Source organism: Candidatus Limnocylindria bacterium, assembly GCA_036523395.1.
Taxonomy (GTDB): domain Bacteria; phylum Chloroflexota; class Limnocylindria; order P2-11E; family P2-11E; genus CF-39.
The window spans coordinates 1-12,575 of the sequence record DATDEH010000014.1 but is presented as its reverse complement, the minus strand read 5'-3'; the positions used below and the strand labels follow the sequence as shown (position 1 = coordinate 12,575).

Below are 12,575 nucleotides of genomic sequence, written 5' to 3'. Positions count from 1 at the left end.
TGCTCGCGGCGCCAGGTCGGGAGGCCGCCGAGCTTGCGTTACGGCGGCTCCCGCCCTCCCTGCGCGACCGCCTCGATGCGATGTCACCTCTGCAGCACATCGACGAGGTCTCGGCTCCGATGATCATCGTGGGCCACGATCGAGACGATCTGGTGATCCCCGTCGGCGAGTCGCGCCGCCTCGCTGGTGCCCTCGCAGGCCGCGCCGGCGCGACGTACACCGAGTACGCGATGTTCCAGCACGCCGACCCGACGAAGCGGAGGCTGTCGCCGCTGCGGCTGGTGCGCGAGGTACTGCGGTTCTACCTCTCGCTCTACCCGATGTTCCGCCAGGCTGTCGTGGAGGGCGCCCCGCGCACCACGCGGGACGATCCATCCCACTGTGATGACCATCGTCTCCGTCGCAGGACTCGTCAGTACGGCTCAGTTCCGCCACGGCCGGAGCAGCTCAAGGCTGACGACCACAAGCACGATGACCGAGCACACCGCGACGGCGACACACCACGGACACACCGCGCCGAGCACGAATAGTTCGATGTAGGTCAGGTACGCGACGTAAAGCGTCGCCGCGATGCTGAGTGCGAAGATCGTGGTGTCGGCCCACACCGGCGCTGCCTTGCGGAGTCGGATGACCGCGATGGCGAAGATGAGCAGGAATCCACCGAGGCCGATGAGTGCGACCGGCACGCCACCGGCGACGGCAAAGCGACTGCCTTGGACGATCTCGCAACCGCCCACGCCGATGCAGAGCGCGAGGTCGCCCGAGTAGTGGACCCAGGTCAGATATGCGGAGATGACGAGGCCGATCCCCGAGACGACCGCGGCCGTCCTTCTCAACGAGCGGCGGTCAGCGCGTCGATGATCGTCTTCAGTTGATCGAACGTTGCCGCGCCCTCGATCTTCCGTTCCTGAACGAACATCGTCGGCGTCGCGCGCACGTCTTTGCCCTGACCGACTTGTGTCTCGTCGCGGACGCGCTGGGCATGGCGGCCAGAGTCGACACAAGCCGCAAAGGAGGGACTGAGACCGAGCGCTTCGCCGATGCGCTTCAGGTTGTCTTTCGAGAACGTCCCGCGATTCTCGCCGGCCTGAGACGCGAAGAGACGGTCATGGAATTCCCAGAACTTCCCTTCCTCGTCCGCGCACTCCGAGGCTTCCGCCGCCCACTGCGACTCCGGGCCAAGGAACGCGAAGTGACGGTAGACGATCTTCACCTGTCCTCGCGATACATACGTCGTGACGAGCTGAGGCTCGGTCGTGCGCGCGAACATGCCGCAGGCCGGGCACTGGAAATCCGCCCACTCCTCGATCGTGATGGGCGCGGTGTCCGAGCCGCGGACGTGGCTCGCCTGCCGCACACCGGGGGCGGGCGTGGACGACGAGGGCGGCGACGCGCCGCCGCTGAACGCGATGAAGGCGAGGACGCCCGCGACCGCGACGAACCCTGCGATCGCCAGCTGAAGTCCCGAGGGACGCGCTGGATCGGCTCGCGCGCCGCCGCGACGGATGCGCTGACGCTCTGCGCGGGTCCTGGGCGGCGCCATGGCTCGGATGTTAGGTGGCGTGCGCCGCGTGCTCCTTAGCGAAGCACCAGATAGAGGTCGACGGCGGGCGCCCCTTCCTGTTTGCCGATCACGAAGATCCCGACTCCCTCCGCCGGTCCGACGGTGAGCGTCCCCGATTGATTGATGAAGTTCTGATTGCCCGCGAGCCTGCCCTGCGTGTAGCTCGGCAGGCCGCTCACGACCTTGTCCTTCGTACCGATCGAGCCCGCCGCCGTGACGTTGCTCTGAGTGAATGGGATCCCGACCGACACGCCGATCCCGAACACGGCGTTGAAGAGGCTCAGCGCACCGCCGAGCACGAGGACGAAGAGAAAGCTCCCACATCCGGACAGACACCCACAGCCTGGGCGACGGCCGGTCCAGCGCCGTCTGTCGTCATCCATCGCACATAGCAAAGGTCATCTGACCCTTCGCAGCAAGTCCGTCGGACTCTGTGCGGTCGCGGGCCGTCCCGGCATGCTCGGTCGAGACAAGGAGGTCTTGCCATGCTTGAGCCACGCATCATCGAGCTGAAAGACGCCGCGAAGGAGAATGACTCCTTCCGCAAGGTCGTCTTCACCGCAGCCAAGAGCCAGGTGGTCCTCATGTCTCTTCTCCCAGGCGAGGAGATCGGTGCCGAGAGCCACGACGGCGATCAGCTCCTGTACGCCGTGAAAGGCGAAGGCGTTGCCGTGATCAACGGAGCTCGCGAGCCCTTCGAGAAGGGCGCGATCCTCTGCGTTCCGGCCGGCGCCCTGCACAACGTCGTCAACACGGGCGAGCGACCGATGAAGCTGTTCACGGTGTACGCCCCGCCGCAGCACGCTGCCGAAACGATCCACGCGACGAAGGCCGACGCCGACGCGGCCGAGACACAGCGACCGCAGCCTGTCCCGGCCTGAAACACGCGGACGACGCCGACCGGAGACGCATGCGCCGGCCGAGAGCGGCCATGAGCGCCAGGTTGGAGGTCCTCGCATGAAGGTGCTGGTCGCATACGCAACGAAATACGGCGCGACTGAAGGCATCGCAAAGCGGATCGCGGCGAAACTCGGACAGCAGCGGCTCTCGGTCGACGCACGCCGCGTGGATGAGGTGCGCGACGCCGGCACGTACGACGCATTCGTCGTCGGTAGCGCTGTCTACATCGGTTCGTGGCTAAAGGACGCGGTCCGATTCGTCGAGCACAACCGTCCGATCCTCTCAACACATCCGCTGTGGCTGTTCAGCAGTGGCCCGATCAGCGCGGAGACGACCGATGCCCATGGACGCGACCTCCGCGCCGGCGCGGTGCGGAAGGAAGTCGCGGATCTCAAGGAGGGCTTGCGCGCGCGCGATCACCACGTCTTCTTCGGGGCGCTCGACCGCGGCAAGCTTCACTGAGATCGATGAGTGATCGATGGCGGTCGCGGAAAAGCTGACCGCGGCTCCGCTGCCAGCGGCCGCTGGGTGATCGCGACCCGGAGCGAGTCCCGAGGTGCGCGGGTGACTGCCCGCGCGATCGCCAGGGCCACGGTGTTCATGCTCAAGATGCTGCCCATACCTTCCGGGCCGGTCGATCGAATGACGAGACGGCCGGCGATCGAGACGCGCTGGCTCACGACCCATGGCGGCCGGGGTGAGGCTGATCTGTACCGCCCGCCGTCCGATGGTCCGCATCCCGGCGTCCTCGTCGTCCTGGGCGTCGTCCCGGCCGGCGTCGAACATCCGCTGGTCACGCGCCTCGGCGACGGACTTGCGCGTTCCGGCTTCGCGGCGCTTCTCCACCGCTCGACGACGATGCGCGACCTCCGCCTCGATGCCGGAGACATCGGGGAGCTTGCGTCCGCCTACGGAACGCTGATCCAGCAGCCGTATGTCGACGCGACCAGGAGTGGCGTGCTGGGCGTGTGTGTCGGCGCGTCGTTCGCGCTCATGGCCGCCGCGAGTCCGCGCATTCGTGACCGCGTGACGTTCGTCTTTGCTTACGCGCCGTACTCCTCGATGTGGACGCTCGCGGTGGACATCGCGAGCGGCACACGCACGCTTGGCGATGTTCGGGAACCGTGGGACGTCGATCCGCTCACGTGGCAGACGTACGTGCGTTCCGTCACCGATTGGCTGCCACCGGCCGACGCAACGCGCTTGAGAGAAGCGTTCGAGAAACGCATCACCTGGAACGCGTCCAAGACCGTCATCATCCGGTCGCCGATAGGTCACGTCGACGCGAGCGAGCTCTCTATGGATGGCCGCGCCTCCCTGCGGCTCCTGTCCGCCGGGGCTGACGATGTGGAGAGCGCGCTTCGTGAGCTGCCGCGTGCCGCGAAGGAACGGCTCATGACGATGTCACCGATGAGCTACGTGAACGACATCAAGGCGCCGCGGATCATGCTTCTGCACGACCGGTACGACCACGTCATCCCCGTTGGCGAATCGCGCCGCCTGTGGTCGGTCCTCTCAGGACGCCCCGGAGCGACCTACACCGAAATGGGCCTGCAGCACCTGCGGATGCCGAACGGTCTCTCGCCGCTTCGGCTCGCGCGCGAGATCGCGAAGACCTACCTCGCGTGGTATCCGCTCTTTCGCGCTACGACGACATAGGGGTTCTACCCCGGATAGGAGCGACCGATGGCAGTCACATACGCGACCAGTCCGCTCGTCAGCATCCGGCAAGGGAAGGTGCGCGGCATGCTCGCCGACGGTGTCCGCACGTTCAAAGGAATCCCATACGCCGCTCCGCCCTTCGGCGCGAATCGTCTCCGCGCGCCGCAGCCGGCCGAGCCGTGGACCGGCGTTCGCGACGCCTTCGTCGACGGACGTAAGCCGCCGCAGCCTCCGTTCCCGGGGACCGAGAATGCGCCCGCTCCGTGGGATCGTGCGCCAGTGGGCGAGGACTGCCTGAACCTCAATATCTGGACGCCCGACTTGGGAGCGGTGCGCCTTCCGGTGATGATCTGGATCACCGGCGGCTCGTTCCGGGCTGGGTCCAACGCGTGGTACGACGGCAGTCGCTTCGCGCGCGATGGCGTCGTGTGCGTGGCCATCAACTACCGTTCCGGTCCCGAGGGCTTCCTCTACCTGAAGGACGGGACGCCCAACCGCGGTCTTCTCGACCAGATCGCGGCGATGCGCTGGGTACGCGAGAACATCACTGCCTTCGGTGGCGATCCGGACAACGTCACCATCTGCGGCGAGTCCGCGGGCGCGATGAGCATCGGGATGCTGCTCGCGGTGCCACGTGCGAAGGGCCTGTTCCGGCGCGCCATCCTTCAGAGCGGCGCCGCGCATCACGTCATCTCAGCCGACGCGGCGCGGCGGATCGGCGAGTACTTCGCCGAGAAGCTCGGGGTCGAACCCACTCATGAGGCGATGGCCGCGGTCCCGTTCGATCGGATCATCGCCGCGCACGCGGCGCTGGACGCGGACGTGGCGGCGCATCCCGACCCGGGCCAGTGGTGCGTCAGCATGGCCGGCGCGATGCTGACGCAGCCCGTCATCGATGGAGACGTGATCCCGTCGGCACCGTTGGAGCGCATTCGGACTGGCTCCGCCGCCGATGTGGACCTGATCGTCGGCACGAACGTCGACGACTGGCGCATGTTCCTGGCGTTCACCGGAGCCATCGGCCAGATCACCGACCAGATGCTCAGCGGTCCCGTCATCGAGTACGGGCCACAAAGCTTCGCGGCTTATGGACTACCCATCGAACGCGCGCTGGCCGTCTATCGCGCCGCGAACCCGAAGGCCACACCCGGCGACCTTCTCGCGGCCATCCAGACCGACTGGTGGTGCCGAATTCCGGCGATCCGTCTCGCCGATGCTCACGTGAGCACTGCATCGCGCACGTACATGTACGAATTCGCATGGCCGTCACCAGCCGCGAGCGGACTCTTCGGTGCCTGCCATGGGCTCGAGATCCCATTCGTCTTCGACACGCTCGACAAAGGCCCAAGCCAGATGCTCGGAGATCTCCTCGGTGACGACCCGCCGCGGCAGCTCGCGGCCACCATGCATTCCGCGTGGGTCTCGTTCATCGGTCGAGGAGATCCGGGGTGGCCCGAGTACGAGCTCGACCGCAGGGCGACGATGCGTTTCAACACGATCTCCGAGGTCGTGAGCGATCCGCGGGCTTCGGAGAGGGCGCTGTGGGAAGGCACCCGATAGCGATGCCCGTCCAGCCGCAGAGACTCCGCATCTACCCGACAGTGAAAACGGGCCGACCGGATATCTGCCAGATGCGGTGGGAATCATGCTGAAGCGCGAAAGGAGATAAGAAATGCAGCTCGACATGGGAATCGGCGCATTCGCGGTCGTCATCGTCGCGGCACTCGTCCTCGGCTTCCTGGCGCAGATGTTCCTGCAGCCCAAGACGCCGTACGAGTGGCTGATCACAGGGATCGGCGCGGCCATCGGCGGATGGCTCGCGAGCGAGATCACGTGGACGCGGTGGTTCACGGGCCTCACAGACCTCGGGCCACAGTGGGACGGCCTGCTCATCGTCCCCGCCGTGATCGGTGGGGTGGTGATCGGAGCGATCTTCGAGGGCGTTGCGCAGGTGGTCGAAGGACCAGAGACGACGCTCGCCTAGCCATCCCGCGTTCCTGACCGCCGGCCTCGAAGCGCCGGCGGTCCTTTTATCTATGGTGGCACCCCGCGTGATGTGCGGAGTCGTCCGTGCTCAGCGAGACTTGGATCGAATCCGATTGGGGGTGGGCCCGTGAGCGTTGTGGATTGGCTGCTTGCCGGCGACCCCTCCATCCGTTGGCAGGTGATGCGCGATCTCACTCGAGAGCCCGCCGATGTCGTCGCCGCGGAGCGCTCGAAGGTCGCCACGGAAGGATGGGGCGCACGCCTTCTCGCCCTTCAGGGGCCGGACGGGCTGTGGGCCGGCGGCAGTCTCTTCCCCGAGTGGACCTCGACCACGCACACGTTGTTGCTGCTGCGATACATGGGGCTCGACCCGATGAGCGCGCAGGCACGCCGCGCGGTGGCCCTGGTCCGCGACAACGCCAAGTGGGAGCACGCCGGCCAGGCGTACTTCTCGGGAGAGGTCGAGCCGTGCATCAACGGGAAGGCCGTGGCGATCGGCTCGTACTTCGGCCAGGACGTGCGCGCCGTCGTCGATCGGCTCCTCAGCGAACAGCTGAGTGACGGCGGATGGAACTGCGAAGCGGAGCGGGGCTCCACGCGGTCGTCGTTCCACAGCACGATCGACGTGCTTGAGGGCCTGCTGCAACACGAGCGATCCGTCGGAGCCTGGCCCGGGCTGACAGCTGCACGCCGCAAGGGAGAGGCGTTCCTCCTCGACCGTCACATGTTCCGCCGACTATCGACCGGTGCGGTGGTGAACAGGGAGTGGCTGCTCTTCTCATTCCCGCCGCGTTGGTACTACGACGTGCTGCGGGGGCTCGACTACCTGCGGAGCGCGGAGGTCGAGCCGGACGAGCGCTGGGCGGAGGCGATCGACCTGGTCAAGGGCAAGCGATCCGCAGACGGACGCTGGCCTTTGGAGAATCCGCATCCCGGTCGTCCGGGTTCGGTGTACTTCGACATGGACGAAGGCGTGGGCAAGCCCAGCCGCTGGAACACGCTACGCGCGATGCGGGTGTTGGACTGGTACGAGCGCGGCTAATCACGACCCGTCGTGGTGGCGATGTCGACCTCGTTGCCCGCCGCGTCGGCCAGCGTCCACCACGAGGGCGCGAACTCGTCGCGCATGCCGCACATCAACGTCCGGGTGGAGGTCATCGACGCCCGGCCTCGGACTCGTGGAACTGCTTGGGGCTGATGCCGTCGATCATGCGGCCCTCCCTCGTGATCCACTCGCGATGCGCGCGATCTGTTTCACATGAGTTCGCTCGTGGTCAGCGAGCCACTGCGCGTACTCGAACACCGTTCGTTCGCGTGGCCTTCCGGCGCCGGTCACCATCGCGGTGCGATACCAGGCTGCCTTTGGCAAAGGACGCAGGAGCCTCAGTAGCTCGGCACGCTGCTTCGCAAAGGCGCGGAAGGAGATCGCGAATTCCAGCTCGGGATAGTTGGTCTTCTTGATCCACGTCCTGGGACTGGTCGCTCGGATCGTCGGCCGATCTTCGGCGAGGATCGTCGCCATGTATTTGCCCCACATGTCGCCGCACGAACGGAGATGGGCGAGCACATCATTGACGGACCACTCGTCGCGGTGCGGGGCACGCTGCACACGGGCTCGCGGGAGATCCGCCGTGATCACGGCGATCTCCTTCGGCTGCTCCGCAAGCCGCGTGAGGACCTGGTCGATCGTGAGCGGTGTGTCGTACACGAGGGACGCATATTGCCCGAACTAGACTGCGCGCCGAAGGAAGGGGGGTCTCCATGTCAGCAACGACCATGCCCGCCGTAGCGACCGCGGAGAAAGCCGGTTGGGGAACGCGGGCGCTCGCGATCATCATCGACGCCATCGGGATCGGGATCATCGCAGGCGCTGTCTCGACCGCCCTCGGCGGTGATGCGGCGACACTCAGTACCAGGGACTCTCCACGCTGTTCCAAGCCGCGTACTTCACGTACTTCTGGTCGGCGGCCGGCAAAGGACAGACGCTCGGAAGCCGCGCGCTCAACATCCGCGTGGTGAAGACAGACGGCTCGTACCTCGATTACGCCGGCGCGTTCCTTCGCTACGTCGGCTTCTTCATCTCGTGCGTGGTGTTCCTCCTCGGCGTCATCTGGGCGGCGTTCGACGCGCAGAAGCAGGGCTGGCACGACAAGATCGCCGGCACCTACGTGGTCAAGGCATAGCGGCAGCGCCAGGTCTGGATGGTCACCGTCCCGACTGAACGTCGCCATGTCCCGGCGATCTCGCCTTCGACGAGGACGGCACCGGGCCAGACGCGAGGCGTCCAGAGCGCGCGGCGAGAAGAGGTGCGCGGGACCAGGAGCTGGCGGTCGCGTCCTTGAAGAAGGTAGTAGGTGTCGCCGCTCGGGAGGAGCCGCGCTGAAGCTGGGGGCCGAGCGGCGGCGCGGAGCGTCGGTTCGTCGCTCGTGAGGATCCAGGAGTCACTGATCGGTGTTCGTGTGGTGGGACCGAAGATGTGCAGGTAGCGACGCGCGAGCTCGAGGCGAGCATCGCGCGGATCGACCTTGGGCCGCGGTACCGTCCAGACGATCGGTCGTCGTGCGCCGTCCCAGCGGATCAGGACCGTGCCGGTCGGTGCGGCGTACGTGAGCCGATTGGGGTGCCCGCCGAGCGCTGTGCCCGCATCGCCATACGCGATCCTCGTACCGCGAAGGTGGCGGTGCAGGCGAGCGGCCAGGTCCTCTGCGACACGCAGGGCGCCGCCCTCATCGGGCAGCCTCCCGAGCGAGAAGACGGCGAGATCCCGCGTCGGGATGACGTACGCGTGGTAACGCGGTCCCCAGATCTGGACGAGTGACGAGTCCTCCCACGTCGACGGCTTGGTTCGCTCGACGCGTGCATGGATGGAGAGGAGCGCGGCGCGAGGCATGCTGTCTTGGAGGCCCGCCCACGCCGCACGCCGGAGCGAGCGCCGCCCGCGAGGGAGCCGTTCGTCGAGCGCCCCAGTGTGCCGGCGGAACGCGAGGATTTGCGCCCGCGTGAGCACGAGCCGGGAGACTGTCAGCGCGCCGCTTTCTTCACAAGCGCGGTGATCTTTGCCTCATCGGCGGGAGTCAGCTTCGTCAGCGCGTATGAGGTCGGCCACATGTTGCCGTCGTCCAAGCTGGCGTTGTCGTTGAAGCCGAACGTGGCGTACCTCGCCTTGAACTTCGCCTTGTCCTGGAAGAAGAGAACGGCCTTGCCATTCTTGGAGTACGCGGGCATCCCGTACCAGGTCGTCGGCTGAAGCGTTGGCGCGTTGGCCTTGACGATCGCGTGGATCCGCTTGGCCATGCCGCGGTCCGGTTCGACCATCGAGGCGATCTTCGCCAGCAACGCCTTCTCACCCTCGAGGCCGGCGGCGGCGGCCTTCTGATCCGCGATGGTCTCCTTCAGCGCGGCTTTTTCTGCGGCGCTGAGTCCCACTATCGGCGCCGTCTTACGCGTGGCGTTCTTTGCGCTCTTCTTTTCAGGCATATCAGGCCGTCACCTTCTGGGCGACTTTGCCCTGCTGGAGGATCCGGATCGCGTTGCCGAAGGGATCGCGGAAGCCCATGTCCGTGCCGTAGAAGTGCTCGATGGGCTCCTGGGTGAAATCAGTGACGCCGCGCGCCTGGAGGGTCTCGTACAGACCCCTGACGTCGTCGGTGTTGAAGACGAGGGAGCTCATCGCACCCTTGGCGATCAGCTCGCGGAGCTGCGCGGCGGTGGCGTCATCGTGCAGTGGCGAACCGGGCTGCTCCAGGGAAATCTCCGTACCGTTGCCGGGGACGCGCACCGTCAGCCAGCGGTACGAGCCTTGCTTGACGTCCTGGCCCTTCTCTAGCCCGAGCTTGTTGACATAGAAGTCGAGGGCCTCGTCCTTGTCGAGGACAAAGATCGATGCGACGTTCAGCTTGGTGATCATCCTTCCGTTCTCCTTTGGCGAATCTCTACGTGACGAGGCTAGGGAGCCGCTGGCGCGTCCGCTTCTCCAAAACTGCTCGATCGCGTCGCGACGCTCGATGCGGCGCGTGGCCGGGTGGCCGCCATCCAGATGCAGTTTGGCGCCATGACCGGTCCATTCGCCGCGCGGTAGTCCGACGGCGTTTCACCGACGATCTCCCGGAACGTGCGGCTGAAGGTTCCGAGGCTCATGAAGCCGACGTCGAAGCAGATGTCGGTGACGCTGCGGTCGGTCTCGCGCAGTAGGAACATCGAGCGCTCGACCCGCCGCCGCTGAAGGTAACGGTGCGGCGTCTCCCCGAAGGTGGCGCGGAAGCTGCGGCTGAAATGCGCCTCGGAGAGATTGGCTACGGCGGCCACGGAGCGGACGTCGAGCGGCTCGGCGTAGGCGCGGTCCATGGCGTCGCGGGCGCGCAGCAGGCGCCTGTTCATGTCCTCGATGTCTCGGCTCACGGTGAGACGCTACGGCATCGCAAGACCTTAGGCATCATGGGGGGAACGACAGCGGGGAGGACCAGGGAATGAGCAAAGTGCGAGTACTCGTCGGCACACGCAAGGGCGCGTTCGTCCTCGAGGCGGACGGGCAGCGCAAGAAATGGAGCGTCAGCGGTCCGCACTTCGCGGGCTGGGAGATCTACCACGTGAAGGGCTCCCCGGCTGATCCCGAACGGCTCTTCGCTTCACAGACAAGCGGTTGGTTCGGCCAGATCATCCAGAGATCGGACGACGGCGGTAAGACGTGGCATCAGCCCGGGACACCACCCGGCGAACCGACCAAGACACCGGACGGGATGCCGAAAGGCGAGAGCAACAAGTTCGCGTACGACGCATCACCCGAGACGGGCAAGCCGCTCACGACGCACCAGTGGTACGACGGATCTCAGCGGCCGTGGGAGTTCAAGCGCGTCTGGCATCTCGAGCCGTCACTGACGGACCCGGACACGGTCTACGCCGGTGTCGAGGACGCCGCGCTCTTCCGCACCACCGACGGCGGCCAGAACTGGAAGGAGCTCTCGGGGCTACGCGGCCACGGCACCGGCCCGCAGTGGCAGCCTGGAGCGGGCGGCCTCTGCCTGCACACGATCATCGAGGACCCGAAGGATCCCAAGCGACTGTTCGTCGCGATCTCGTCGGCCGGCGCATTCCGGACGGACGACGCTGGCACGACGTGGAAGCCGATCAACCGCGGACTGAGGTCGCAGTACATACCTGACCCGGACGCTGAGATCGGCCACTGCGTTCACCGCATCGCCATGCACCCCTCGCGACCGAACGTGTTGTTCATGCAGAAGCACTGGGATGTCTTGCGAAGTGACGATGCGGGCGACACATGGAGAGAAGTGAGCGGGAACCTGCCGAGCGACTTCGGCTTCGTGATCGACGTGAACGCCAACGAGCCGGAAACGATCTACGTCGTCCCGATCAAGAGCGACTCCGAGCACTTCGTGCCCGATGGGAAGCTGCGGGTGTACCGGAGCCGCAGCGGCGGGAACGAGTGGGAGGCGCTGACGAAGGGTCTGCCGCAGAGCGACTGCTACGTGAACGTGCTGCGCGACGCGATGGCGGTCGACTCGCTCGACAAATGCGGCGTGTACTTCGGCACGACCGGCGGCCAGGTGTACGCGTCCGCGGACGCCGGAGACAGCTGGGCACCGATCGTTCGCGATCTGCCGCCGGTGCTCTCGGTGGAGGTGCAGACGCTGCGATGATCCGCGTCGTGCTTCCGCATCATCTGCGGACGCTCGCGCGCGTCAGCAACGAGCTAGCGCTCGACGTGAAGGGCACCGTGACACAGCGCGCCGTCCTCGACGCACTGGAGACGGCCTATCCGATGCTGCGGGGCACCATCCGCGATCACACGACTCGGGAACGCCGCGCGTTCATACGGTTCTTCGCGTGCCAGCAGGATCTGTCGCACGAGTCGCCGGATGCGCCGTTGCCGGAGGACGTGGTCACCGGAAAGGAACCCTTCCTCGTGATCGGTGCCATCGCGGGCGGCTAGCCCAAGAGAGTCCGTGACGCTCCGGTCATGAACCTCGCTCGCGGGGATCGGCCCTCACCATCGTGAGCAGCATCTTGAACCGCACGCGGGCGTTCACCTCGTGCGGCACGCCACCGGGCATCAGCGCGACCTGCCCAGCGCGCACAACGAGCGCCTTTCCGCCGACAACGAGGTCCGCCTCACCGTCGAGGACCTGGAGGTACGCGTCGAACGCTGTGGTGTGCTCGCTGAGCGCCTGCCCAGCATCGAAGGCGAAGAGCGTGAGCGACGCGAAGGGCTGCTGAGCGATCGCTCGGCTCACGATCGAGCCCTCGGCGTACTCGACGAGATCGGCGAGTCGGGACGCGGTCGCCGGGACCAAAGCTCCGGGCTTACGGTCGACCATGCGTTTGAGTATGGGCGCGATCGACGGCACCGTCTCGTGACACGAGTAGCCCGGAGGGTTCGAACATCCAAATGGATCGAGCCCGAACGTGGACCGACTTGTTGCGTGACAATCGCGGGGTGATGCTCGAT

General features: G+C 66.4%; 19 protein-coding genes. 10 read left to right on the top strand and 9 right to left on the bottom strand.

Annotated features, from left to right (window positions below; translation table 11 throughout):
- Positions 1–530: hypothetical protein (locus VI056_01905; GenBank protein HEY6201773.1), on the top strand; the 530-nt coding region annotated here is incomplete at its 5' end.
- Here the strand turns inward: VI056_01905 and VI056_01900 are convergent.
- Genes VI056_01900 through VI056_01890 form a run of 3 tightly spaced genes read right to left on the bottom strand, consistent with a single transcriptional unit; the run spans position 423 to position 1,947 of the window.
- Complete coding sequence (locus VI056_01900; protein HEY6201772.1) at positions 423–836, bottom strand: vitamin K epoxide reductase family protein; 414 nt, start codon at positions 834–836, stop codon at positions 423–425. The genes VI056_01905 and VI056_01900 overlap by 108 nt on opposite strands.
- Entirely contained in the window at positions 833–1,543 is a 711-nt protein-coding gene (locus VI056_01895; protein HEY6201771.1) for a DsbA family protein, read from the bottom strand. The genes VI056_01900 and VI056_01895 overlap by 4 nt, the downstream gene beginning before the upstream one ends.
- A 35-nt stretch (positions 1,544–1,578) precedes the next feature.
- Complete coding sequence (locus VI056_01890; protein HEY6201770.1) at positions 1,579–1,947, bottom strand: hypothetical protein; 369 nt, start codon at positions 1,945–1,947, stop codon at positions 1,579–1,581.
- Between the two features lie 102 nt (positions 1,948–2,049).
- Between VI056_01890 and VI056_01885 the strand changes: the two genes are divergently transcribed.
- The 6 genes from VI056_01885 to VI056_01860 all read left to right on the top strand — a co-directional run bounded on the left by VI056_01885 (position 2,050) and on the right by VI056_01860 (position 7,154).
- On the top strand, positions 2,050–2,445 hold the full coding sequence (locus VI056_01885) for a cupin domain-containing protein (protein HEY6201769.1): 396 nt from the start codon (positions 2,050–2,052) through the stop codon (positions 2,443–2,445).
- Positions 2,446–2,521: 76 nt separating this feature from the next.
- Positions 2,522–2,926, top strand: coding sequence for a flavodoxin domain-containing protein (locus VI056_01880; GenBank protein ID HEY6201768.1), 405 nt, complete (start codon positions 2,522–2,524; stop codon positions 2,924–2,926).
- Positions 2,927–3,028: 102 nt separating this feature from the next.
- On the top strand, positions 3,029–4,123 hold the full coding sequence (locus VI056_01875) for a hypothetical protein (GenBank protein HEY6201767.1): 1,095 nt from the start codon (positions 3,029–3,031) through the stop codon (positions 4,121–4,123).
- 27 nt (positions 4,124–4,150) lie between these two features.
- On the top strand, positions 4,151–5,686 hold the full coding sequence (locus VI056_01870; protein ID HEY6201766.1) for a carboxylesterase/lipase family protein: 1,536 nt from the start codon (positions 4,151–4,153) through the stop codon (positions 5,684–5,686).
- 112 nt (positions 5,687–5,798) lie between these two features.
- Entirely contained in the window at positions 5,799–6,110 is a 312-nt protein-coding gene (locus tag VI056_01865) for a hypothetical protein (protein ID HEY6201765.1), read from the top strand.
- A 129-nt stretch (positions 6,111–6,239) separates the two neighbouring features.
- Positions 6,240–7,154 (top strand): hypothetical protein, encoded by a 915-nt coding sequence (locus VI056_01860; GenBank protein HEY6201764.1) that lies wholly within the window; start codon positions 6,240–6,242, stop codon positions 7,152–7,154.
- Positions 7,155–7,319: 165 nt separating this feature from the next.
- Here VI056_01860 and VI056_01855 read toward each other — a convergent pair whose 3' ends face one another.
- On the bottom strand, positions 7,320–7,820 hold the full coding sequence (locus tag VI056_01855; protein HEY6201763.1) for a DinB family protein: 501 nt from the start codon (positions 7,818–7,820) through the stop codon (positions 7,320–7,322).
- 220 nt (positions 7,821–8,040) lie between these two features.
- On the opposite strand from VI056_01855, the gene VI056_01850 reads away from it, so the two are divergent.
- A complete protein-coding gene (locus VI056_01850; GenBank protein HEY6201762.1) occupies positions 8,041–8,295 on the top strand; it encodes an RDD family protein in 255 nt (84 codons plus the stop codon).
- On the opposite strand, the gene VI056_01845 is transcribed toward VI056_01850, so the two are convergent.
- Genes VI056_01845 through VI056_01830 form a run of 4 tightly spaced genes read right to left on the bottom strand, consistent with a single transcriptional unit; the run spans position 8,277 to position 10,510 of the window.
- Positions 8,277–9,119, bottom strand: coding sequence for a crosslink repair DNA glycosylase YcaQ family protein (locus tag VI056_01845; protein HEY6201761.1), 843 nt, complete (start codon positions 9,117–9,119; stop codon positions 8,277–8,279). The two genes, VI056_01850 and VI056_01845, sit on opposite strands and share 19 nt — an antisense overlap.
- Before the next feature lie 14 nt (positions 9,120–9,133).
- Positions 9,134–9,589: a DUF1801 domain-containing protein gene (locus VI056_01840; protein ID HEY6201760.1), complete on the bottom strand. Its 456-nt coding sequence runs from the start codon at positions 9,587–9,589 to the stop codon at positions 9,134–9,136.
- Position 9,590: 1 nt separating this feature from the next.
- Complete coding sequence (locus VI056_01835; protein ID HEY6201759.1) at positions 9,591–10,019, bottom strand: VOC family protein; 429 nt, start codon at positions 10,017–10,019, stop codon at positions 9,591–9,593.
- Positions 10,020–10,057: 38 nt separating this feature from the next.
- Positions 10,058–10,510, bottom strand: a complete 453-nt coding sequence (locus tag VI056_01830; protein ID HEY6201758.1) for a helix-turn-helix transcriptional regulator — start codon at positions 10,508–10,510, stop codon at positions 10,058–10,060.
- 68 nt (positions 10,511–10,578) lie between these two features.
- On the opposite strand from VI056_01830, the gene VI056_01825 reads away from it, so the two are divergent.
- Both VI056_01825 and VI056_01820 read left to right on the top strand, forming a co-directional pair.
- Complete coding sequence (locus tag VI056_01825) at positions 10,579–11,766, top strand: exo-alpha-sialidase (GenBank protein HEY6201757.1); 1,188 nt, start codon at positions 10,579–10,581, stop codon at positions 11,764–11,766.
- A complete protein-coding gene (locus VI056_01820; protein HEY6201756.1) occupies positions 11,763–12,059 on the top strand; it encodes a MoaD/ThiS family protein in 297 nt (98 codons plus the stop codon). The genes VI056_01825 and VI056_01820 overlap by 4 nt, the downstream gene beginning before the upstream one ends.
- 25 nt (positions 12,060–12,084) lie before the next feature.
- On the opposite strand, the gene VI056_01815 is transcribed toward VI056_01820, so the two are convergent.
- A complete protein-coding gene (locus VI056_01815) occupies positions 12,085–12,444 on the bottom strand; it encodes a cupin domain-containing protein (protein HEY6201755.1) in 360 nt (119 codons plus the stop codon).
- Positions 12,445–12,575 lie beyond the last annotated feature (131 nt).

Bases quoted from the DNA above. Each gene is read 5' to 3' on its own strand.
- VI056_01895 (HEY6201771.1), bottom strand. From the start codon at position 1,543: ATGGCGCCGCCCAGGACCCGCGCAGAGCGTCAGCGCATCCGTCGCGGC.
- VI056_01890 (HEY6201770.1), bottom strand. From the start codon at position 1,947: ATGGATGACGACAGACGGCGCTGGACCGGCCGTCGCCCAGGCTGTGGG.
- VI056_01885 (HEY6201769.1), top strand. From the start codon at position 2,050: ATGCTTGAGCCACGCATCATCGAGCTGAAAGACGCCGCGAAGGAGAAT.
- VI056_01880 (HEY6201768.1), top strand. From the start codon at position 2,522: ATGAAGGTGCTGGTCGCATACGCAACGAAATACGGCGCGACTGAAGGC.
- VI056_01870 (HEY6201766.1), top strand. From the start codon at position 4,151: ATGGCAGTCACATACGCGACCAGTCCGCTCGTCAGCATCCGGCAAGGG.
- VI056_01865 (HEY6201765.1), top strand. From the start codon at position 5,799: ATGCAGCTCGACATGGGAATCGGCGCATTCGCGGTCGTCATCGTCGCG.
- VI056_01840 (HEY6201760.1), bottom strand. From the start codon at position 9,589: ATGCCTGAAAAGAAGAGCGCAAAGAACGCCACGCGTAAGACGGCGCCG.
- VI056_01835 (HEY6201759.1), bottom strand. From the start codon at position 10,019: ATGATCACCAAGCTGAACGTCGCATCGATCTTTGTCCTCGACAAGGAC.
- VI056_01825 (HEY6201757.1), top strand. From the start codon at position 10,579: ATGAGCAAAGTGCGAGTACTCGTCGGCACACGCAAGGGCGCGTTCGTC.
- VI056_01820 (HEY6201756.1), top strand. From the start codon at position 11,763: ATGATCCGCGTCGTGCTTCCGCATCATCTGCGGACGCTCGCGCGCGTC.
- VI056_01815 (HEY6201755.1), bottom strand. From the start codon at position 12,444: ATGGTCGACCGTAAGCCCGGAGCTTTGGTCCCGGCGACCGCGTCCCGA.